The sequence below is a fragment of the Rhodococcus ruitaii genome, from assembly GCF_055230935.1.
Map to the genome: position 1 here is coordinate 38,807 of NZ_JBUYWC010000023.1, position 22,221 is coordinate 61,027.

A 22,221-nucleotide genomic window follows, 5' to 3' on the forward strand; every position below is an offset into this window, starting at 1 on the left:
CGCACAGAGACCCATTACCGCACAACAGGAGGAGGCACGATGAGAGACGAAGCTGCAATGCTGGCCTTCGCCTTGAAGTGGAGACATTGGAACGGCGGCCCCGACGAAGACATCTTCGTCGAGTTCGGCATCAGCCCACCGGAGTTCTTCCACCGGTTGCGCGTGCTCCTGACGCGAGATCGGTGGAATCGGCTCGACCCGGATATCCTCGATCAACTCGTCAAGGTCTGCGACGAGCGGATCGGCGCTATCGATATCCGGTCGGTTGCCGACCGCGACCGGGCGAAGCTCGTCTCGCCCCGACACCCGCTCAGCAAGCTCTCGGCCTGACGCGGTGCTCCGGTACGGTCCTGCTGCGCCGGAGCACCGCTCAATGGCCGTCACTTACGCAGCTTGCTGAAATCCCAGCTCACGATCGTCGTCGGCTCGAGCTTCAGCCACGCATGCCGTCCATCGTAGGAGAAGCCGCGCCCGCCGGCATACTTGTCCGCGAAAAGCCTTTCAGGATAGTCAAGTTCGTCGACATTATCGCCGCGACGTGGCACTTCACCGACGATCGCTGCGCGGCCGCGTAGTTCCACGCCGCGAAGCCTCATGAAGTCGGAGCCCCCGTCGTCCACGATCACGGAAAGCCGTGCATCGCGATCGATGTCGGTCCAGCGTTGGCTACGGACCAGAGAGTTGAGCCACAACGCCTTTCCATCCCAGATGTACCAGAGCGCGCTCAAGTGGGGGCCACCCGACCCGAGGGTCGCAACCCGGCATACCGGCTGACTCTGTAGGAACTCGTCGCGCTCGTCATCGGACATCGCGATTGCGGTGCCTCGTCGTTGGCTGGTCATCGATCCCCGTTCCTCATTGTCGAGCCGCACTCCTCACGTCATCCGAGTTCGTGTCGACCGAGAATCGGACGCGGAAGCGAGGGTCACTGCCGCCGCAACCATCGCGCTGCCGGCACCTACCAGGCCCGACACTGCGTCGCTTCGATGCGGTGCTCTCCACCGGAGCGTTACCTACGACGCTTCGGCTTCCTCGAGGTCGATGGTCCCGACCTCGAACAGATTCTTGCGTCCCACGACAGAGGGCAGCGGGAAATGGCACGCCGCGTACTGCCCCGGACGCACCTCACGCATCTCCGGTTCTTCCTCCTCGCACCGGCTCTGCGCGCTCGGGCATCGTGTCCGGAAGCGGCACCCCGCCGGCGGGGCGAGCGGCGAAGGCACATCACCTGCCAGTGCCGGCCCCGCGAAAGCCTTGTCGGGGTCGGTCAAGGGAACCGAATCCAGTAGCGCCCTGGTATAGGGATGCGCCGGGTCGTCGTAGAGTTCGATGGAGTCACCGAACTCGCAGACCTTGCCCAGATACATCACCATCACGTTGTCGCTGACGGTGCGAACCACACCGAGGTCGTGCGCAATGAACACGACCGTCAGATCGAACTCCGCCTTGAGTTCTTCGATGAGGTTGAGGATCTGCGCCTGGACCGACACGTCCAGCGCCGACACCGGCTCGTCGCAGATCAACAGACGCGGTCCGAGCGCAAGCGCACGTGCGATCGCGACACGCTGCGCCTGGCCACCGGACAACTGCCGGGGCAAGATCTCCGCGAACCGGTCGCCCGGAAGTCCCACCTGCTCGAGCATCGACACAGACTTCTTCCCGCGCTCGTCGGCATCCGCGCCGGCAACCGTCAAACCTTCGACCACGATGTCCTTGACCGCGCGACGCGGATTGAGCGACGACACCGGATCCTGGAAGATCATCTGCATGTCGCGGCGCAGCGAGCGCATGTGCTTCTCGCTCGCATCCTCGATCCACTCGTCGCCGAAACGGATCCGGCCCGCCGTCACCCGGTCGAGACGGAGAACCGCACGGCCGGTGGTCGACTTTCCGCACCCGGATTCGCCGACGATGCCCAGCGTCTCGCCGGGAAGCAGATCGAAACTGATCTTCGACACCGCCTGCACCGTGCCGGCCTTCGACGGGTACTCGACGACGAGGTCCTGCACCGAAAGCAACGCTTCATCTCCGCGCAGATGCGCGGTACCACTACCTGCCATGTGATTCACCTCCGGATACAGACCCCACCGGAATCTTGACGGGGTTCGTGCATGCGACGTCGTGATCGACGCCGAATGATTCGAGCTCGATCGGCGCAGCCGAGCATGCGTCCTCCGCGTGCGAGCAGCGAGGAGCAAACCTGCACCCCTCAGGGGGCGAGGTCGGGTCGGGAAGCGACCCTTCGATCAGACGTAGCGGAGAATGTCGCTCGTGATCGATCGAGGGCGTCGCACCCAGCAGCGCATGGGTGTAACGATGCATCGGAGCGTCGAATACTTCACGGGTGGCACCTATCTCGGCGAGACGCCCCGCGTACATGACAGCCACCCGGTCGGTACGACCGGCAACGACGGCGAGGTCGTGGCTGATGAGCATCATCGCCATGTTCCGATCACGTTGTACGCGCCGGAGGAGGTCGAGGATCTGACGCTGCACCGTCACGTCCAGAGCTGTGGTCGGCTCGTCCGCGATCAGAAGATCCGGCTCACATGCCAGCGCGATCGCGAGCATCACGCGCTGACGCATGCCACCGGACATCTCGTGCGGATAGTTGCGCAATCTCCGCTCCGGATCGGGTACACCGACTTCGTCCAGGAGTTTCAGGGCGCGATCGTGGGCTTCGGACTTGCTCACTCCGAGGTGTCGTCGCATCCCCTCGGTGAGCTGACGCTCCACTCGTACAACGGGATTGAGGGAGCGGCCAGGATCCTGGAAGACCATGGCGATCTGGTTACCCCAGATCTCCAGCTTTTCCTTCTTGCTCAGGGACAACAGATCACGCCCCTGGAAGGTGACCTCGCCCGAGCGACCCGAGCGCGGCGGCATCAGACCCATGATCGCGCGGGCCATGACCGACTTGCCGGAGCCGGACTCACCGACGATACCCAGCGCCTGTCCGGAATCCAAGGTCAGCGACACATCGTCCACAGCGCGGACGGTGCCTCGCGGCGTGCCGATGTAAGCACGTAGATTTCTCACTTCGAGAAGCGGCTGAGTATTCACGGTGAGCCGGCCCTTTCAGTCGTGTCGGCTAGTTGCTACTGATCCAGAGCTCTTCGGGCAGGGTCGCGCCGAGTGTGAAGAGTTCGACTCCGTGGGTGTCCTCGCTGAAGGTCACCGACGGCAGCGCCCTCGTGTACCAGAGGCCCACCGCTGTGTCGGCGAGAATTTGCTGCACTTCGTCGTATGCTTCCTTGCGCTCGTCCTGGGTCGCGCCGAACCGGCCGCGTTCGAGCGCCGCATCCAGTTCGGGGTTGTCCACGCCCATGAAGTTTCCGGTGGAGTCCGACGCAAACGCCATCGACAGTGCGTAGTCGGGGTCCTGGGTGATCGCGGACGAGATGAGCATGTCGAAGTCGCGTGCACCTGCTCGGGCCGTCACTGCTGCGAAGTCGGTGACCTCCACGTTCATCTCGACGTTCTCGAATGCACTGAGCTGGGCCTGGATCGACTCCGCGAGGACGCGGCTCTCGGTGGTCGGGTACGACAGGAAGGTGAACGAGACGGGCTTGCCTTCTGCTGCGAGCTCGTCGAAGAGACTCTGCGCTTCTTCGGTATTCGTCTCGCCGAGTGGAATATCGGCGTAGAACGGCGAATCTTCAGGGAAGAACGTGGCGGGAACTTCTCCTTCACCGTTGTAGACAACGGTGTTCACGGCGTCGAGATCGACGGCCAGCGATACTGCACGACGCGCACGCTCGTCGTCGAAGGGCGCACGACGTTGATTCATGCCCACATACTGGCCGCCGCCGGTGGAGGTCACGACGTACTGGAGCCCTGCGGCGTCGGCCTTGTTGACGTTGGTCCAGCTGGTCTCCGCGGTCAGATCGGCACCGCCGGTGGTCATCGTGTTCGAACGCTGATTGGCGTCGGCGACGGTGCGAACGGTCAGGTTGTCGAGATAGGGCTTCGGCGCGTCCCAGTACTGCGGGTTCTTCTCGAGTTCGATCGCATCCTGACGCGCCCAATTGGTCAGAGTGAACGGGCCTGCACCGATCGGGTTTCGGTCGAACGCCTCACGCCCCTGCTCGAGCGCCGCCGGAGAGGCAACCCAGTTGAGGGCACCTGCAACGAGCGCCTGACCGAACTGTGGGTTCGGCTCGACCATCGTGACCCGCAGAGTCACCGGATCGACGACCTCGGTGGACTCCACCTCCACTGCCTGGCGAATGGTCGTGGATCCCAGGGCCGGATCCTTGAGCCGATCCCAGTTGTACTTCACCGCAGCAGCATCGAGAGGAGTTCCGTCGCTGAAGACCAGACCGGGTTGCAGGGTAAGAGTGAACGTCTTGCCACCGTCGTCGCTCGAGAAGTCCGTGGCCATCTTGTATTCGAGCTCGAACGTGTCGTTGTTCGTGATCATCAACGTGCCGTAGAGCGCGTTGCCGAGAAGTGGCTGGTGCGCCCAGGTGTTGGACAGGGCAGCGGGGTCGAGCGACCGCGGTTCACCCATCTGCAGGACGCGCGCAGTGCCGCCGGCGACAGGATCGCCGGCCTCCACTGTGGCCGCGGTCGAATTGCTGGCAGACCCGGAGTTTCCGCCGGAGCCGCATGCACCCAGAACCAGGGCCGCGGAGCAGGCAGCTGCGAACGCGGCTGCCATACGTCTGTGTCGGATCATTCTCGGCCTCTCGTGGTTCAAGTAGTTTGGGGAAGGACGACCGGTGCACGGCGAGATGACTCAGTCGTGCAGCGTGCGGTCGTACTTGGTGCGGAGGTGATCGCCTACCTGGTTGAGGCCGAACACCGTGAGGAAGATGACGAGAGAGGGAACCATCACCAGATGCGGCGAGGTGGACAGCGCGTCCTTTCCGTCGTTGATCATCCCGCCCCAGCTCGGCTGCGGTGGCGGAATACCGAGGCCGAGGAAGCTCAGGGAGCCCTCAGCGACGATGAGCGCCGCCATCACGATGGGCAGGTAAGACGCGAGGGGCGCGATCACATTGGGCATGATCTCTCGGAACAGGATTCGGCCGTTTCCGGCTCCCATATTCTTTGCAGCCCTGACGAATTCACGCGATGACCACGCAAGCGTATTTGCGCGGGACAATCTGATGAACGACGGAACGGCCATCAGACCGAGGCCCAGCAGCATGGTCTCCACACTCGGGGTCAGGATCGACGCCAGCGCGAGCAGCAGGATCAGCGGGGGGAACGCAAGCATGGCATCGGTGATCAGGGTGATCACGGAGTCGAGCTTCTTGCCGAAGTAGCCGGAGATCAGGCCGAAGAACGAACCGATCGTGAAGCCGGTCAAGCCGGCGACGGCACCGATGACGAGCGATACCTGCGCGCCGTAGATGATGCGCGAGAGCATCGATCGGCCTAGCGTGTCGGTTCCCAGGAGGGTGTCGAGTGACTCGAACGAGGGTGGCTGGCGCGGAGATCCGATCGGGACATCGTAGGGCGCGATGGGAAGTAGGCCTGCGAGGATCGCCGCGCCGATGATGACCACCAGCCACACAATCGACAGGTAGACCAGAATCGAACGCGTCTTCTTGACCTTGGGGACGTCGGGTAGCGCGTCCGCGGTCTTTTCTGTGGAGAGGCCGTCTCCACGCTTCTCGAGCGCGACCTGCGTCATGCTCCGACCACCTTCCTGACCCGCGGGTCGATGACTTGGTAGCTGAGGTCGACGAGGGTGTTGATCCCGACGTACACGACCGCGATGAAGACGACGATGCCCTGCACCATGATTACGTCACGTGACGTGATCGACGAGGCAACCAACTGCCCCAGCCCCGGTAGACCGAACAGCGTTTCGACGATCACAGTGCCGCCGATCAAACGACCGAGGTTGATGCCGGCGACCGTGATGAGAGAGAACGACGACGGCCTCAGTGCGTGCCGCATCATCACGTACCAGGAGGGCATCCCCTTCGCACGCGCCGACGCAACGAAGTCCTCGCGAAGGGTGCCGATGAGGTCGGTTCTCAAGAGCCGATGGAATGCGGCAATCTCGGTGAGGGCGATCGCGATGGCCGGAAGGATCGCACCGCGCAAATTGTCGCCGAGGCCTTCACTCATTCGCGACCAGCCCATCACCGGGAAGATCTGCAGCTGAATGGCGAAGTAGTAGATCAGCACCGGACCTGCGATGAAGGCGGGCACCGAGAGGAACACCGCAGACAGTCCGTTGATTGCCCGATCGACCTTGCTGCCCGGACGTGACGCCGAGATGATGCCCATCACGAGGGACACGACCAGCGCGATGATCAGGCCCATGGCCGCGAGCTGGAGCGTGACGGGGAGGCGCTCGACGATGGCTTCGCTCACAGATTGCCCGGTGAGCGGCGATGTTCCGAGATCACCACGGACGGCGTTGCCGAGCCAGTCGAAATAGCGCACCCAGAACGGTTGGTCCAGACCGAGTTCGGAATTCATGTTCGCGACCGCTTCGGGCGTTGCGTTTTCCCCCAGGATGACCTGGGCAACCGACCCCGGCGCGAAGCTGAGCAGGGCAACAACCGCAATCGTTACCAGCAGGACAACCAGAATGCTGCGCCCCACTCGTGTGGAAACCGTGGAAATCATCCGAACTCAACTTTCATCGCGATACGGAACCGTGCCGCCTAGAACAAGAGACGAAGAACTTGTGACGGCTCCCACAGTAGGGCGTTCTCGCTGCAACGGCAATATCAGTCCAGATAAAAAAGAATGGTTATGTTCAAATTACAGAACGGCAATCTTGCACTCCGGCAATATTTCATCGGAGCACCCGATCGAAACGGAGAAGGAACCACCTCGATACGACGAAAACCCGCGCGACACAATGTGTGTGCGCGGGTTCTCGTTGCCGATCGTCAGGCCTTTGCGGCTTCCAGAATCGTCACGGCTGCAACGGCGGTAGGCCCACCGACGTTGTGCGCCAGCCCTATCCGAGCTCCGTCGACCTGGTTGGCAGCACTACCACGCAATTGCTCGAACAACTCGACGCACTGCGCCACTCCGGTGGCACCCGGCGGGTGGCCCTTGGTATTGAGCCCACCGCTAGGATTCACCGGCAGCGACCCTCCGACGCTCACACTGCCGGATTCGATGAGTTTGAATGCCTCGAACTTCTCCGCGAATCCGAGATCTTCGTAACTGATCAACTCGATCCCCGTGAAGTAGTCGTGCACCTCGGCCACGTCTATGTCGGACGGGGTCATTCCGGCGATCGCAAACGCCTGCTTCGCCGCGCGCACCGTCGCCGCAAATGACGTCATATCGCGCTTGTGCTGGTGCATAACAGAATCGAGTCCGACCCCGGTTCCACGAATCCAGACCGGACGATCGGTGAACCTGTCGACCAGGTCGTCGGCCACCAGGACCACAGCAGCGGCACCGTCGCTCTGCGGTGCGCAGTCGTAGACCCCGAAGGGGGTGACGACGGTGTCCGCCGAGAGCGCCTCTTCGACTGTGAGCTCGAATCGTCGGCACGCCTTCGGGTTACTCATCGCATGGTGGTGATTCTTGACCGCCACCATCGCCATGTGTTCACGGGTCGCCGGCGATTCGTGCAGATATCTACGCACGTGCAGCGCGAATCCGGCCTGCGCGAGCCCGAGCGGATAGTCCCAGGCCATGTCGCGGGACATGGCCTCCCATTCCCACAACATCCCCTTCGATGCTGTTTCGCGGAGCTTGTCGGCCCCCATGACGAGCGCGACGTCATAAGCTCCGGATGCGATGCCGAACACGGCATTTCGGATTGCGTCATGTCCTGTGGCGCACGAATTCTCGACACGGGTGACAGGGATGTCACGCAAGCCCAGAGTGTCGGCCAGAATCCCTGACGGGAAGCCGTCGGTGGTGCCCATCGAGCCGAACCACGCGGCCTGCAGATCTGAGAGATCGAGCCCCTTGTCGATGCTCGCCGCACACTCGGAGAACGCCATCGGCAGGAGGTCTCTGATGCCCAAGGCGAAGTGCTCCGCGAACGGCGTCATTCCCGCACCGACGATCGCCACGTTCCTCATGCCGCATCCTCCGTTCCTGCACGTTCCACACCCGCGGTATCGGGCTCGAATGCATAGCCGTAGTCGGGTACACCCGAGCGGACCGCCACCCGCCTGAGCACCAGCCGGCCACGATCACCGATGTCGACAGTGCCTGGCTCGACGCCGGTGACCCGCACCAGGGCCCGTACGCCCACGTCGTCGAGTTCGACGATCACGAGGGTGTACGGCGTCTTCAGACCGGGCACCGAGACGTGCACGGTCACCTCGGTGTACACGGCGCCGGTACGAGGCAGTTCGACGAAGGTGTAGTCGGTCTTCAGCGTTCCATCCCTGTCCACTCGATAGCGGGGCGGGAAATCCAGCTCGTCGCTGTCCGAGAACTTTCCCGCCTCCCAGCGCACCTTCGCCTCGAAGGCCCGCTCGTACGCGGCAAGCGAGATGGGGATTTCACCGGTGGCGAGCCGGCCGGATTCGGGCAGAGGCTGCGGGGCACGCTCCCGGCGAAGGACCGAAGCCGAGCCGTCCGCCACCGTGATACCCGACAGACTCGCCTGTTCGATCCCTACCAGTGGTCCGGTCGTCGAAGCTTCCGTCATGGCTGCCAACGCGAACAGACTCGAACTCGCGCCGGTCGTGGGAAGTGCGACAGAATCACCGGCGGCGAGGGTTGCCGCGTCCTTGCGTCCGACGCCCGCAACGACGACGGGGCTGTCGACCCACGCCGTCGCCAGGGACGCGAGGTAGCCACGCTTCTCGAGTAGTCGCGGATCGCCGTAGTCGTGGACCTCCCCCGAACTGTTCCGCGTCCGGACCGGCAGGCTCCGAGACACCCGCGCAGCGGTGCGCACCTGCAGTCCACGTTCTGCGGTGAGCGCGGCCGCCGCACCCGCTCCGTCGATGTCGACCCCGATCACGAGAGTTCTCGGCCTCGCCGAGCCGAGCGCGTCGAGTGTCGCGGGAGCTCCGCCCAATCGCTCGATGACTTCGAGCTCGGGATCGAGCCCGAGACCGGCGAGGAGCACCGCGGCGTTGCTGCTCTCCGTGAGCGGCAAGTCGCGGCTCACGAGGACGACGTACTCGACCGAACCTCCGGATTCGAGCGCGGCGCGACCCGCTTCGACAGCAAGCGTGACAGCGTCCTCGTCGTCTCCCGGCACCCGGGAGTCAGGTGTACCCCAACACGGCAGGTACGTACCGATCGAAGCGATGTATGGCATGGGGTTCTCCCGACGAACGTGACGACTGCCGACCTAGGTGACCGCGCCGGCAGCCTTGAGGGCGATGATCCGATCCCAGTCGAGCCCGAGCTCGAGCAGGACTTCCTCCGTTTGAGCAGCGAATTCGGGTGCTGCTCCGGAACTCGGCGCGGTGAGGTCGAACTGGACCGGATTACTGACCAGTTCGAGCTCACCCGCCTTGACGATGTACTCGTTGGCTCTGACCTGCGGGTCGCTCGCCACCTGCAATGAATCCTGCACGGGCGCCCACGGGCCGGAGAGGCTTCCGAAACGCTCGGTCCACTCGGGGAGCGTACGGGTTCGGATCGCCTCGCGAATCAGATCGACGGCGTCTTCCGTGTGTGCGGCGATCTGCTCCGAACCGGCGAAACGGGGATCGTCGATCAGTTCGGGACGTTCGATGAGCGTGCAGACCTCGGCCCAATACTTCGCCGGCTGCAACATCACGAACGACAGGAAGCGTCCGTCCGCAGTCTCGTACAACCCGGACAGCGGGTTGGTGACAGCACCGTGCCCGCCGGGCACCGGTGCCACCATGTGATCATTCATGTGTACCGACAACGCAATTCCGTGGCCCATCGCCCACACACCGCTGCTGAGCAACGACACGTCGACGATCGACGGCTCGCCGGTACGCTCACGTTTGAACAGGGCCGCCGCGATACCACCTGCGAGGTTCGTCCCGGAGATGGTATCGCCGAATGCCGGTCCCGGCGGACTGATCATGCCTTCTGTTCCGGGCGGCGTGAGAGAGGCGGCAATCCCGCCTCGTGCCCAGAATGCGGTCATGTCGTAGCCGCCTTTGTCGGCTTCTTCGCCACGTGGACCGAGCGCGCTGCCGCGCGCATAAACCACCTTCGGGTTCACAGCCCGAATATCGTCGACGTCGATGCCGAACTTCGTCCGGGCCTGCGGGAGGAAGCTCGTCAGGAACACGTCGCAGTTGCGAGCGAGGTCGTGGAGAAGTTCCTTACCCTCAGAAGTGCTCATATCGACGCCGACGCTGCGCTTCCCGCGATTCGCATGTTCGACATTGGGATTCGGATCACCCTCGACGCGCATGTGACCGATCTGGCGAAGGCCACGCTGCGGATCACCGGTGACCGCGTGTTCGACCTTGATGACGTCGGCGCCCCACTCGGCCAGCACTGCACCCGCCGAAGGAACGAACCCGTACATCGCGACCTCGAGGATTCGGACACCGTCCAACGGCTTCATGACTTGACCACGGCCGCGTAGGCCTTGGTCTCGAGGAACTCTTCCAGACCCGAGGTGCCCATCTCACGACCGATGCCCGACTGCTTGTAGCCACCGAACGGCATGTCCGGGGTGAAGTAGTTGCCGCCGTTGATGCTGAAGGTACCGGTGCGAATACGCCGTCCGATCGCGATGCCACGCTCTTCGTCCGCGGTGAGCACACCGCCGGAAAGCCCGTACTTCGAATCGTTGGCTATCCGCACCGCATCGTCGTCACCGTCGTGCGGGATGACCGCGAGAACCGGACCGAATGCCTCTTCCTGGGCGAGTTCACTCGACGGGTCGACATTCGCCAGGAGTGTCGGCTCGTAGAAGTAGCCGGGATCGACGGGCTTGCCACCGGTCGCCAGCGTTGCACCGTCCTCGATCGCGCGCCGCACGAGTCCGTCGACCTTGTCGCGCTGCTTCGCGCTGATGAGCGGACCCATGTACATCTTGGGGTTCGTCGGGTCGCCGAACGGCACGTTGGCCATGAAGCCCGCGACCCGCGCGACGATCTCGTCGTGTTTTTCGCGCGGAACGACCAATCGGGTGGTGAGAGCGCAACCCTGCCCCGCGTGCGAGCAGATGCTGAAGGCCGCGAACTGAGCGACCATGTCGAGGTCGGCATCGTCGAGAACGATCAACGCCGACTTGCCGCCGAGTTCGGTGAAGACCTTCTTCATCGTGGCCGCCGCCGCGGCCATGATCTGTGCACCGACGGGGGTCGATCCAGTGAACGTGACGACGTCGACGTCGGGGTGGGTGGTCAGGACCTCCCCGACGGGAATCCCCGATGACGAGAGGACGTTGACCACGCCCGCCGGGATGTCGGTGTGCTCCTTGACGAGCTCGCCGAGTGCATTGGTGATGAGGGGGGTGTCGGGTGCTCCCTTGAGGACGATCGTGCACCCGGCAGCGAGTGCGGGTGCCAGCTTCGCCATGGCGAGCTGCACCGGGTAGTTGTACGCGGTGATTGCGGCGACGACACCGGCCGCTTCCTTGTCGATCCACCGGCGGTGCTTCTGCCCGCGAATCTCGATCTCGTCGAGTTCCTCCGTCAAAGGGTAGCCGCGCAGGAGGTCTGCGTAGTACTTGACGATCTCGAGCGGCGCTTCGAGCTGATTGCCGTGGGTGAGCACTCGGGTGGCACCGACTTCGCCCATCAGGAGCTCGCGCAGCTCTTCCTTGTTGTCCTGCAGCGCCTGGTACAGCTGATCCAGACAGTTGGCGCGGAACTCGGCATCGGTTGCCCAGGTGGTGGTGTCGAATGCACGGCGCGCAGCGGCAACCGCAGCCTCTGCTTCGTCCACGCCGGCATCCGGGGCGTGTCCGTACAGCTCACCGGTTGCAGGATTGTAGGACGGGAAGGTCTTACCGAGAGTGACCAACTCGCCGTCGATGAGCAAGGGTTTCGTCACGCCCGTCGACGTGGCGCCGTCGACTACTGCGGTCGACCCGTTGTCCTGCGGTGACATTCCGTCTCCTCACTCTGAGTGGAAATATTATTCTCGCATCTGAGAATCATCGATCTATTGGACGCGACTGTACCAAGCCGACGGGCTCACGCCTACCCCAGAACGTGATTCACACCACCGACGAGACGGGGAGCATCGCGAGTGAGACCCGGACAAATCCGGTCTTGCAACCCCCAATCGAACGAGAGTATGGTTCTCGCATATGGAAGGGAGATTCTTGTGATTGAGACAACAGCACTCAGTCCCTCGCTCGGGGTGGAAGTAACGGGCCTCGACAACCTCGACGACGACTCAGTGGCTGCTCAGCTGCTCGAGGCGCTCAAATGGCGAGGGGTGCTGCTCATCCGCGGCCTGAACCTCGACGACGAGGGCCAACTGGCCTTCAGCCGCCGTCTCGGAACGCTGGTACAGCCCGCCCCGGGGCAAGAGATCTTCACCGTTTCACTCGATCCCGCGAAGACACCCTCGGCCGAGTACCTCAAGGGCACGTTCTACTGGCACATCGACGACACCACCAACGATGTCCCGGCCAAGGCGACCACACTCTCTGCGCGCCACGTCGCGATGGTCGGCGGCGGAACCGAATTCGCCAGCACCTACGCCGCATACGAGAACCTGCCCGAGCACGAGAAGAAGCGTTACGAAGATCTTCGGGTCGTCCACAGTTTCGAGGCCGCACAACGTCTGGTGCACCCCGACCCCACCGAAGAACAGATCTCCGGATGGCGCAGACTCCCCGAACACGAGTCGTCCCTCGTGTGGAAGCGCCGCGACGGCCGCCGTTCCCTCGCGATCGGAGCAACAGCCGATCGGATCGTCGGCATGAGCCCGCAGGAGAGCCGCGAGCTCCTCGACGAACTTCTCACCTGGACCACGCAGGAGCGCTTCGTCTACTCGCACGAGTGGGCGGTCGGGGATCTCGTCGTCTGGGACAACACCGGCATGCTCCACCGCGCTCTCCCGTACGACCCGTCGTCCGAGCGCCTCATGCGCCGCACCACGATCGTGGGTGCCGAAGCATGGGCGTGAAAACAGCCGTCGTCACCGGCGGAAGCTCGGGAATCGGCAAGGCCATCGCGGAACGTCTGCGCAAGGACGGCCACCAGGTAGCCGTCTTCGATCTGAACCCGTCCGGCGAAGAGCTCGAGTACCAGGTCGACGTCTCCGATCCCGATCAGGTCGCCGCGGCCTTCGCTCAGGTCCGCGACGAACTCGGACCCGTAACGATCCTGGTCAACGGTGCCGGACTCGAGTTGTACAAGAGATTCAAGAACATCGACTACGCCACGTGGCAAAAGGTCGTCGACGTCAACCTCGGCGGCGTGTTCCACTGCGTCCAGGCGGCACTCCCCGACATGATCGACGCCGGTTGGGGTCGCATCGTGAACATCTCCTCCTCTAGCGCGCAGTCCGGTCAGCAGTTCATGTCCGCGTACGTGTCGGCCAAGGCCGCGGTCAACGGGCTCACGAAGTCGCTCGCGCTCGAATACGGCCCCGACGGAATCACCGTCAACGCGGTCCCACCCGGATTCGTCGATACCCCCATGCTCCGCCGCTCCGAGAGCAAAGGCCTGCTCGGCGGCACGATCGAAGACCACATCCAGCGCACACCGGTCCGTCGGGCCGGGCGTCCAGAAGACATCGCTGCTGCGTGTGCGTTCCTGATCTCGGAAGAAGCCGGCTACATCACCGGACAGATCCTCGGCGTCAACGGTGGCCGAAACACATAACCGCAGTAAGTGAACCGCAGTCAGTGCACAATGCCGGCCCACTTTCGGGCCTGTGACAACCACACACTCGATCGAAAGGACGGACAGTGGGACGCGTAGAAGGCAAGGTCGCATTCATCACCGGCGCGGCACGGGGGCAGGGTCGCAGCCACGCAGTCAAGCTCGCTTCCGAGGGTGCCGACATCATCGCCGTCGATCGGTGCGAGGACTTCTCGACCATCGGCTACCCGATGGCCACACAGGAAGATCTGGACGAGACCGCTCGACTCGTCGAGAAGGAAGGCCGTCGCATCGTGACGGTCAAGGCGGACGTCCGCGACGCCGCGCAGATGCGCGCAGCGGTCCAGCAGGGCCTCGACGAACTCGGGAAGATCGATATCGTGGTCGCACAGGCCGGTGTCGCCGGCATGAAGGGCGAGCCTCAGCGGCAAGCCTGGGCCGATGTGGTCGACACCAATTTGGTCGGCACGATCAACGCCGTGCAGGCCGCGCTGCCGCACCTCGGCGACGGCGCGTCCATCATCGCGACCGGTTCGACCGCCGCGCTGATGGATGTGTCGAAGGTCGATCAGCCGGGCAAGGACCTCGGTGGCGCCGCCTACGTGTTCTCGAAACGCACCCTGTCGCAGTTCATCCATGACCTGGCGACGCACCTTGCCCCGGCCGGTGTGCGCGCGAACGTGCTGCACCCCACCAACTGCAACACCGACATGCTGCAGAGTGAGCCGATGTACCGGTCGTTCCGTCCGGATCTCGAGCACCCGACCCGCGCCGATGCGGAACCGGCCTTCGGTGTGCAGCAGGCCATGCGGATTCCGTTCATCGAGCCGGAGGACAGCAGTAACATGGTGCTTTTCCTCGCCTCCGACGAATCTCGCTACGTCACCGGAATGCAGATGCGTGTGGACGGTGGCGGCTACCTCAAGTGGTACGACTACCACATCTGACGACGACCCCCGGCCTTCGCGCCGGAACAGACTCCCCGAAATGTACAGCCCATCCACAATATCCATTCGAACGGGAGGAACGCCATGAAGGTGCGAGTCGACCCCGAACGCTGCCAGGGGCACACATTGTGCGCCATGGCAGCACCGGATGTCTTCGAGCTGAGCGATATCGACGGCCACGCCACGGCCATCGACACCGAGATCCCGGACCACCTCGAGGAGAACGTGCACGAGGCGATTCGTTCGTGCCCCGAACAAGCGATCACCATTCTCTGAAATCCGCGAGAGGACAGTCATGAGTGTCGACCCAGTTGCCGACGCAACCCGCCGTACACCCACATTCGACTTCGACCGGCACGCACCGGAATACCGGGATCGCTTCCTCGACGTCACCCAGGAAATGCACTCGAAATGCCCGATGGCATGGTCCGACACCCACGGTGGCCACTGGGTCGCCGCCGGCAGCAGCCAGGTGTTCGACCTCGCACGTCATCCGGAAGTGTCCACCGACCACGACATCCACGGTAAGCGTAAGGGATACAAGGGTATTTCGATTCCCTGGAACTCACGCGCATCCGGTGTTCGTGGGGGCATACTCGAGATGGACGATCCCGAGCACCACGAGTTCCGGGCTCTGCTCAACCCCTACCTGTCCCCCGCCGCCGTCGAGCGGTGGATCCCCTTCGTCGACGAGGTCGTCCGCGCGGCCATCGACGAGAAGATAGAGAGCGGGCAGATCGATTTCGTCGACGATCTCGCGAACATCGTGCCCGCCGTCCTGACTCTGGCCATGATGGGGATTCCCATCGAGAAGTGGGTCATCTACAACGAACCGGTTCACGCCGCGGTCTACACCCCGCCAGACTCCCCGGACATCCCGCGCATCAACGAGATGCACCGCACCATGGGACTCGACCTGCTCACGAGCCTGATCGAGATCCGGGACAATCCCCGTCCGGGCCTGATCAATGCAATCGCAAATGTCGAGATCCTCGGCGAGAAGCCCGACGACATGGAGCTGCTGGGCATCCTCAGCCTCCTGATCGGCGGTGGATTCGACACGACGACCGCACTCACTGCCCATTCGCTCGAATGGCTGGGTCTCAACACCGAGGAGCGAACTCGTCTGAGCGAGGAGCGCGACACTCTCCTCAACCCCGCCACCGAGGAATTCCTCCGCTACTTCACTCCGGCGCCGGGCGACGGCCGCACCTTCGCCGCCGACTACGAACTCGACGGCACCGAGTTCAAGGAAGGCGACCGGCTGTGGTTGTCGTGGGCCATGGCCAACCGCGATCCCGAGTTGTTCGACGAACCGAACAGCATCGACCTCGAGCGACGGGGTAACCGTCACTTCAGCTTCGGACTCGGGATTCACCGGTGCGTCGGATCCAATATGGCGCGCATGGTGTTCAAGCGGATGCTGCTCGCCGTTCTCGATCGCATGCCGGACTACGAGGTCGACGTCGAGGGTACCGTGCACTACGACACGATCGGCGTGATCCAGGGTATGCGGCACCTGCCGGCAACGTTCACCCCCGGACCGCGTCTCGGCGACAATCTCGACGACACGTTGAAGAAGCTTCAAAAGATCTGCGACGAACAGCGCCTCGCAGATCCGATCACGCGGAAGAAGGATTCGGCGAACATCGGCAACTGAGCCGACAGCAGCCGATTTCACTGGGGCGCCGCGGCCTCGACGCGCAGCGGCGCCCAGCACCGACAGTAAGGAATTCGACACACGTGGCCGAGACAGCGGTGGTCGATCAGACCGGAGACACACCCGTGGCGAAAGCCTCGGGACGTCCCCTACCCCAGCTCACCTCTCAGAACCGATTCTTCTGGACGGCCGGCGCCGACGGGGTGCTGCGGATTCAGGAATGTGAGTCGTGCTCGGCTCTCATCCATCCGCCGCAACCGATCTGTCGGTACTGCAGGGAGCACCGAATGGGTGTCCGCGAGGTATCGGGCTTCGCCACTCTCACGGGGTTCACGATCAACCACCGCTTCGCGGTACCCGGCCTGCCCGCGCCGTATGTCGTCGCGCAGGTTGCGATCGAAGAGGACCCTCGGGTCCGGCTGACGACCAACATCGTCGGCTGCGACCCAGAGACGCTCGAACTGGGCATGCGGATGGAAGTCGTCTTCCAGCAGGACGCAGACGTGTGGCTTCCGCTCTTCCGGCCGGCGCAGGAGCAAGGCGAACTCGCGCCTCTCCCGCAGGACGAGATCGAGCCGGGCCAGTTCCGGTTCCATGTGCGCCCTCCGGCCACGCAGGACAAGTACGAGGACAAGGTCGCCCTCACCGGTATCGGCATGTCCGACATCGGCCGGCGGCTGATGCGGTCACCCATCGACCTGACCATCGACGCATGCGAGCGAGCGGTCGCCGATGCAGGTCTGACGATGGGCGACATCGACGGCATCGCCAGCTATCCCGGGGGCGGGAACGTCGGCGGATTCGGCGAGGGTGGAATCACACAGGTCGAAGCGGCGCTGGGTTTGCAGCCGACGTGGCACAACGGCGGTATCGAGACGTTCGGCCCCGGCGGCTCGGTGATCGCTGCGATGATCGCGGTCGCCAGTGGAGCCGCACGGCATGTGCTGTGTTATCGCACCCTGTGGGAGGCGACCTACGGCGAGTTGATCAAGCGCGGGGAGATCGCTCCTCCGTCCGGCGGGCGCACCCCGAATTGGTTCATGCCGTTCGGTGCCACGTCCGCTGCCCACACCCTCGCGCAGAACGCGCAGCGGCATTTCCACCGCTATGGAACCGACCGCGAAACGCTCGGGTGGATCGCGCTCAACCAACGCGCCAACGCGGCGCTGAACCCCACCGCGATCTACCGCGACCCGATGACGATGGACGACTACCTTTCCGCCCGCCCCATCACCACGCCGTTCGGACTCTACGACTGCGATGTCCCGTGCGACGGTTCGATCGCCGTCATCGTCTCGGCCGTCGACGCGGCACGCGACCTCCCGAAGACGCCGGTGCTCGTCGAGGCCGTCGGTTCCCAGATCGTGGAGCGAATGGACTGGGATCAGAGCACGTTGACCCACGAACCGCACACTCTCGGACCGGCCGCGCACATGTGGACCCGCACGACGTTGCGACCTCAGGACGTCGACGTCGCCGAACTCTACGACGGCTTCAGCTTCAACTGCCTGTCGTGGATCGAGGCACTCGGATTCTGCGGCATCGGCGAGGCCAAGGACTTCCTCGACGGCGGCAGGAACATCGCACTCGACGGCGCCCTGCCCCTCAACACCCACGGTGGTCAGCTCTCGCACGGCCGCACCCACGGCATGGGGCTGATTCACGAAGCCGTGACGCAATTGCGTGGCGAGGCAGGCGTTCGCCAGGTTCCCGGTGCACGCGTCGCCGTGGCCACCAGCGGCGGGCTCACTCCCGGCGGCGCGATGCTACTCCGGACCGACTCATGACCTTCTCTCCCCACCAGTCCTCAGCGATCGAGGAGGCCGATGTCGACGACGCGTGGAGTTCCTCACCCGTCTCCCGCGTCGTCGATATCGAGGGAATCCCGATCTCGGGACTGCTCCTCGAGGCCCCCGAACCGCGAGCGGTGATCATTGCGCTCCACGGAGGTGCCGCCTTCTCCGCCTACTGGGACTGCCCCGGTCACCCCGAACTGTCGATGATGCGCACCGCTGCCCAGCACGGATACACGGTGCTTGCGCTCGACCGTCCCGGCTACGGTACGTCGAGACCGTTCGCCGAGGAGCTTCGCGACCCGCAGCGTCGGGCCGACCTCACCTACGCGGCAGTCGATGCAGTCCTCGGCTCGGGTGCCTGCAGGAGCAGCCTGTTCCTGTGGGGACATTCGGTCGGCAGCGAACTGGCGGTTCGGATGGCCACCGACGATCACGGCCACGATCTGCTCGGCCTCGCAATTTCCGGTACCGGCCGCGAACATCACGCTCTCGCGGCCGGGATTCTCGGCACGCGTGAGCGTTACGCTCAGGCGAAGGGGGTCGGCGAACTGATCTGGACTCCCGAGGAGGGGCTCTATCCGTCCGATGTCCTCGGTGGCGCGGCGATCGGCTCTCGAACGCCCGACTACGAGGCCGATGTCACCGCGGTCTGGCCCACGGAGACATTCCCTCTGTTGGCAGCGCAAGTGCGGGTCCCCGTCCACTACACCGCCGCCGAGCACGAGCGGGTGTGGCGCAGCGACCCGGAGGCACTCGACGACGTCGCCGCGATGTTCACCGCGTCCCCGCGTGTCGACACCGCCCGGATCGCCGGAGGCGGGCACAACCTCAGTATCTGCAACGCCGCACCGAAGTATCACCGGACGGTCTTGGACTTCATCGACGACCACCTCGCTCAGCGAGCCGACCAAGGTAAGGACACATGATGCGCGTCGGATTCATCGGACTCGGTAGCCAGGGCGGCCCCATGGCCCGCCGCATCGTCGAAGCCGGCTACGAGGTGACACTGTGGGCCCGCCGGAAGGAGTCTTTGGAACCCTACGCCGACACCGCCGCGAACTACGCCGATACTCCCGCAAAGCTCGCGGAAGCCAGCGACCTCGTGTGCGTGTGCGTCGTCAGCGATGACGACGTCCGCGCAGTGATCACCGGTGAGCACGGCATCCTCGACGGACTGCGTGACGGCGGCATCATCGCAATCCACAGCACCATCCACCCCGACACCTGCACGGAACTCGCCGAGGTAGCACGCGAAAAGGGCGTATCGATCATCGACGCACCCGTCAGCGGCGGCGGCATGGGGGCAGCCGCGGGCACATTGCTCGTCATGCTCGGAGGCGACGACAAGACCGTGGAGACGGCTCGGCCTGTGTTCGAAACATACGGCAACCCCGTCGTCCACCTCGGCGATCTGGGTGCCGGTCAGGTCGCGAAGCTGCTCAACAACCTGCTCTTCACCGCCAACCTGTCTACTGCGGCGAGCACCCTCGAACTCGGCAAGTCACTCGGCGTCGACCCGGCCAAACTCGGTGAGGTTGTCTCGCACGGCACCGCGAACAGCTTCGCGCTGGGCCGCGTCGTCGCTGCCGGCGGTCTCGAGCGGATCGCGGGTCATGCCGGTGAGTTGTTGCGCAAGGACGTCACCCTCGTGGCACGCCTCGCCGACAATGCCGGAGCGTCCGCCGGAGTGTCCTTGAGCACGGCGGACGCCACGCTCGAGATGATGGGATACCGGCGATGAGCCGCATCGGGTTCGTCGGCGCAGGCCGCATGGGCATGCCCATGGTGGAGCGTCTTCTCGGTGCAGGTCACGAGGTTCGGGCGCTCGGCCGGTCCGATACCTCGCGCGTCGCGCTCGAAGCCGCCGGAGCGAAAGCGGTCGCCGACGTCTCCGAGGTGGGCATCGACGTCGATCTCGTGACAGTGTGCGTGTTCACCGATGCCCAGGTACGCGAAGTCTGCCTCGAGCGAGGACTCCTGCAGGCGATGCCACGGGGATCGTCCCTGGTGATCCACACCACCGTCAGCCCGAACACGGTCGAAGGTCTGGTCGCGGTGGCCCAGCCACTGGGGATCGCGGTCATCGATGCGGCAGTGAGCGGCGGTCCGCACGATATCGCGGCGGGCGGCCTGACGCTCTTCGTCGGCGGCCCAGAATCCGACGTCGCCGCGGTCGTCCCGGTGCTGAGTGCCTACGGCGACCCGGTACTGCACGTCGGGCCGAGCGGAAACGGACTGCGCGTCAAACTCGTCAACAATGCTCTGTTCGCGGCCCAGATCGGACTGCTGGCCGAGGCCGAAGCCCTCGGGAAACAACTCGGTGTGGCGCCTGATGCGCTGTTTTCCGCTCTGCCCCACGGCAGTTCGTCGTGCAAAGTAATGGGCAGCGTCGGTGTGCGCGGGTCCGTCGAGGCGTTTCGCAGCTCGGTCGGGGAGTTCATCTCGAAGGATGTCGCGGTGGTACGCGACACGGTCGCCGAGCTCGGTGCCGACCTCGGTGTGCTGGACGCCGCGATCAGCGCGCGAGCCTGACCGGCGGGATTCAGATCACCCGGGTCTCGTGACCAGCCCAGTACTCGTCGCGCAACCGGCGCTTGTACAGTTTTCCGTTGGGGTCGCGTGGGAGCGCGTCGACGAAATCGATGCTGCGCGGGCACTTGTAGGACGCGAGTTCGGCACGACAGAAGGAGATCAGTTCGGCCGCAAGGTGCGCACCAGCCGCCGACGGATCCTGTAGCTGGATAACCGCTTTGACCGATTCACCCATCTCGTCGTCGGGCACCCCGATCACCGCGGCGTCCGCGACGGCAGGATGGGTGACGAGCAGGTTCTCGGTCTCCTGCGGGTAGATGTTCACCCCACCCGAAATGATCATGAATGCTTGGCGGTCGGTGAGATACAGGTAGCCGTCCTCATCGCGATATCCCATGTCGCCGAGGGTTCGCCAGCCTTTGTCGTTCGTGACCGACATGGTCTTCTCGGGATCGTTGTGGTACTCGAACGGGCGGCCGCCGGCGAAGTAGATCGAGCCGACCTCCCCGTCGGGTAGCTCTTCGCCGTCCTCGCCGACGATGTGGCATTCCTGCATGGGCCGCCCGACGGATCCGGGATGTGCGAGCCACTCCGCGGCGGTGATCACCGATGTTCCGATGTCTTCTGTTCCCGAATAGTATTCGTCGATGATCGGGCCCCACCATTCCAGCATCTGCCGCTTCACCGGTATCGGACACGGCGCGGAAGCGTGGATGACCGAGCGGAGGCTCGACAGGTCGTACCGGGAGCGCTCGGACTCGGGGAGTTTGAGCATGCGGACGAACATCGTGGGGACGAATTGGGCGTGGGTAACCCTATGTGTCTCGATGAGCTCGAGACACCGCCGAGGATCGAAGCTCTCCATCACGACGACGGTGCCGCCGAGCCGCTGCCACGACATCGAGAAGACCAGCGGAGACGAGTGATACAGCGGTGCCGGCGACAGGTAGACCACGTCCGATTGTGGACCGCCCATGACCAGCCCTCTGGCGATCTGCACGGGCGGCGACGACGGGTCGCCGAATTCGGTGCGGGGTAGCGGCTTGCGCACGCCCTTCGGGAATCCGGTAGTGCCGCCCGAGTAGAGCATTTCGCGCCCCTCGGATTCGTCGATCGGTTCGAAGGTTTCGCGAGCGAGCACGTCGTCGTAGCGTTCGAATTCCGGCATGTCGCCGGACGCGCACACCCGAACGAGGATTCTGCCGAGATCCAATTGTTCGACGGTGTCTCGTACCGTGTCGCTGGTGACCAGCGCGGTAGCGCCGCAGTCGTCGAGGACATGCTGGACCTCGCCGGCCTTGAAGTGGCGGTTGATCGCGGTGTAGTACAGGCCGGAGCGCTGAGCGGCCCAGCAGATTTCCAGGAATGGACGGTTGTTCTCCATGAGGATCGCGATGTGGTCCCCCGGCATGATCCCGCGGGCCCGGAGCGCGCGGGCGAACCGCACCGACCGTTCCTCGAGTTGGGCGTAGGTCGCGACCTCACCACTCGCGCCCATCACGATCGCCGGCGCGACCGGACACGCGTGGGCATGTGCGGTCGGTGTCAATTGGATGTCGGTCCCCGTCACAGATTCTCGCTCTCAGGTTGGCTACTCGACG

21 protein-coding genes are annotated in these 22,221 nt (G+C 64.2%); 10 read left to right on the top strand and 11 right to left on the bottom strand.

What is annotated here, in order from left to right; translation table 11 throughout:
• Positions 1-39: 39 nt before the first annotated feature.
• Entirely contained in the window at positions 40-330 is a 291-nt protein-coding gene (locus ACZI8W_RS24220) for a DUF3263 domain-containing protein (protein ID WP_463371075.1), read from the top strand.
• Between the two features lie 50 nt (positions 331-380).
• Here the strand turns inward: ACZI8W_RS24220 and ACZI8W_RS24225 are convergent, their stop codons facing one another.
• The 10 genes from ACZI8W_RS24225 to ACZI8W_RS24270 all read right to left on the bottom strand — a co-directional run bounded on the left by ACZI8W_RS24225 (position 381) and on the right by ACZI8W_RS24270 (position 11,955).
• Positions 381-842 carry a pyridoxamine 5'-phosphate oxidase family protein gene (locus ACZI8W_RS24225; protein WP_463371076.1) on the bottom strand — a complete coding sequence of 154 codons (462 nt, stop codon included), beginning with the start codon at positions 840-842 and terminating at the stop codon, positions 381-383.
• A gap of 171 nt (positions 843-1,013) precedes the next feature.
• Positions 1,014-2,060 (bottom strand): ABC transporter ATP-binding protein, encoded by a 1,047-nt coding sequence (locus ACZI8W_RS24230; RefSeq protein WP_463371077.1) that lies wholly within the window; start codon positions 2,058-2,060, stop codon positions 1,014-1,016.
• Entirely contained in the window at positions 2,050-2,988 is a 939-nt protein-coding gene (locus ACZI8W_RS24235) for an ABC transporter ATP-binding protein (protein WP_463371078.1), read from the bottom strand. Before ACZI8W_RS24235 ends, ACZI8W_RS24230 begins: the two co-directional genes overlap by 11 nt.
• 103 nt (positions 2,989-3,091) lie before the next feature.
• Positions 3,092-4,663, bottom strand: coding sequence for an ABC transporter substrate-binding protein (locus tag ACZI8W_RS24240; RefSeq protein ID WP_463371079.1), 1,572 nt, complete (start codon positions 4,661-4,663; stop codon positions 3,092-3,094).
• 78 nt (positions 4,664-4,741) lie between these two features.
• Positions 4,742-5,644 carry an ABC transporter permease gene (locus ACZI8W_RS24245; RefSeq protein ID WP_463371080.1) on the bottom strand — a complete coding sequence of 301 codons (903 nt, stop codon included), beginning with the start codon at positions 5,642-5,644 and terminating at the stop codon, positions 4,742-4,744.
• On the bottom strand, positions 5,641-6,594 hold the full coding sequence (locus ACZI8W_RS24250; RefSeq protein WP_463371081.1) for an ABC transporter permease: 954 nt from the start codon (positions 6,592-6,594) through the stop codon (positions 5,641-5,643). The genes ACZI8W_RS24245 and ACZI8W_RS24250 overlap by 4 nt, the downstream gene beginning before the upstream one ends.
• 269 nt (positions 6,595-6,863) lie before the next feature.
• On the bottom strand, positions 6,864-8,021 hold the full coding sequence (locus tag ACZI8W_RS24255) for a thiolase C-terminal domain-containing protein (protein WP_463371082.1): 1,158 nt from the start codon (positions 8,019-8,021) through the stop codon (positions 6,864-6,866).
• Positions 8,018-9,220 carry a Zn-ribbon domain-containing OB-fold protein gene (locus tag ACZI8W_RS24260; RefSeq protein WP_463371083.1) on the bottom strand — a complete coding sequence of 401 codons (1,203 nt, stop codon included), beginning with the start codon at positions 9,218-9,220 and terminating at the stop codon, positions 8,018-8,020. Before ACZI8W_RS24260 ends, ACZI8W_RS24255 begins: the two co-directional genes overlap by 4 nt.
• A 33-nt stretch (positions 9,221-9,253) precedes the next feature.
• Positions 9,254-10,459 carry a CaiB/BaiF CoA transferase family protein gene (locus ACZI8W_RS24265; RefSeq protein ID WP_463371084.1) on the bottom strand — a complete coding sequence of 402 codons (1,206 nt, stop codon included), beginning with the start codon at positions 10,457-10,459 and terminating at the stop codon, positions 9,254-9,256.
• A complete protein-coding gene (locus ACZI8W_RS24270) occupies positions 10,456-11,955 on the bottom strand; it encodes an aldehyde dehydrogenase family protein (RefSeq protein ID WP_463371085.1) in 1,500 nt (499 codons plus the stop codon). The genes ACZI8W_RS24265 and ACZI8W_RS24270 overlap by 4 nt, the downstream gene beginning before the upstream one ends.
• A 219-nt stretch (positions 11,956-12,174) precedes the next feature.
• On the opposite strand from ACZI8W_RS24270, the gene ACZI8W_RS24275 reads away from it, so the two are divergent.
• From ACZI8W_RS24275 to ACZI8W_RS24315, 9 genes are all read left to right on the top strand, one after another.
• The gene (locus tag ACZI8W_RS24275; RefSeq protein WP_463371086.1) at positions 12,175-12,984 is read left to right on the top strand and encodes a TauD/TfdA dioxygenase family protein; all 810 of its coding nucleotides are present in this window, start codon (positions 12,175-12,177) and stop codon (positions 12,982-12,984) included.
• A complete protein-coding gene (locus ACZI8W_RS24280; RefSeq protein WP_463371121.1) occupies positions 12,981-13,685 on the top strand; it encodes an SDR family NAD(P)-dependent oxidoreductase in 705 nt (234 codons plus the stop codon). The genes ACZI8W_RS24275 and ACZI8W_RS24280 overlap by 4 nt, the downstream gene beginning before the upstream one ends.
• Positions 13,686-13,771: 86 nt before the next feature.
• The gene (locus ACZI8W_RS24285; protein WP_463371087.1) at positions 13,772-14,632 is read left to right on the top strand and encodes a mycofactocin-coupled SDR family oxidoreductase; all 861 of its coding nucleotides are present in this window, start codon (positions 13,772-13,774) and stop codon (positions 14,630-14,632) included.
• Between the two features lie 84 nt (positions 14,633-14,716).
• Positions 14,717-14,908: a ferredoxin gene (locus tag ACZI8W_RS24290; RefSeq protein WP_463371088.1), complete on the top strand. Its 192-nt coding sequence runs from the start codon at positions 14,717-14,719 to the stop codon at positions 14,906-14,908.
• A 19-nt stretch (positions 14,909-14,927) separates the two neighbouring features.
• Positions 14,928-16,292 carry a cytochrome P450 gene (locus ACZI8W_RS24295; protein ID WP_463371089.1) on the top strand — a complete coding sequence of 455 codons (1,365 nt, stop codon included), beginning with the start codon at positions 14,928-14,930 and terminating at the stop codon, positions 16,290-16,292.
• A 125-nt stretch (positions 16,293-16,417) separates the two neighbouring features.
• Positions 16,418-18,079 (top strand): thiolase C-terminal domain-containing protein, encoded by a 1,662-nt coding sequence (locus ACZI8W_RS24300; RefSeq protein WP_463371123.1) that lies wholly within the window; start codon positions 16,418-16,420, stop codon positions 18,077-18,079.
• On the top strand, positions 18,076-19,014 hold the full coding sequence (locus ACZI8W_RS24305; RefSeq protein ID WP_463371090.1) for an alpha/beta hydrolase: 939 nt from the start codon (positions 18,076-18,078) through the stop codon (positions 19,012-19,014). Before ACZI8W_RS24300 ends, ACZI8W_RS24305 begins: the two co-directional genes overlap by 4 nt.
• Positions 19,014-19,829, top strand: coding sequence for an NAD(P)-dependent oxidoreductase (locus tag ACZI8W_RS24310; RefSeq protein WP_463371091.1), 816 nt, complete (start codon positions 19,014-19,016; stop codon positions 19,827-19,829). The genes ACZI8W_RS24305 and ACZI8W_RS24310 overlap by 1 nt, the downstream gene beginning before the upstream one ends.
• Positions 19,826-20,620 carry an NAD(P)-dependent oxidoreductase gene (locus tag ACZI8W_RS24315; RefSeq protein WP_463371092.1) on the top strand — a complete coding sequence of 265 codons (795 nt, stop codon included), beginning with the start codon at positions 19,826-19,828 and terminating at the stop codon, positions 20,618-20,620. The genes ACZI8W_RS24310 and ACZI8W_RS24315 overlap by 4 nt, the downstream gene beginning before the upstream one ends.
• Positions 20,621-20,630: 10 nt before the next feature.
• On the opposite strand, the gene ACZI8W_RS24320 is transcribed toward ACZI8W_RS24315, so the two are convergent.
• Complete coding sequence (locus ACZI8W_RS24320; RefSeq protein ID WP_463371093.1) at positions 20,631-22,190, bottom strand: acyl-CoA synthetase; 1,560 nt, start codon at positions 22,188-22,190, stop codon at positions 20,631-20,633.
• Positions 22,191-22,221 lie beyond the last annotated feature (31 nt).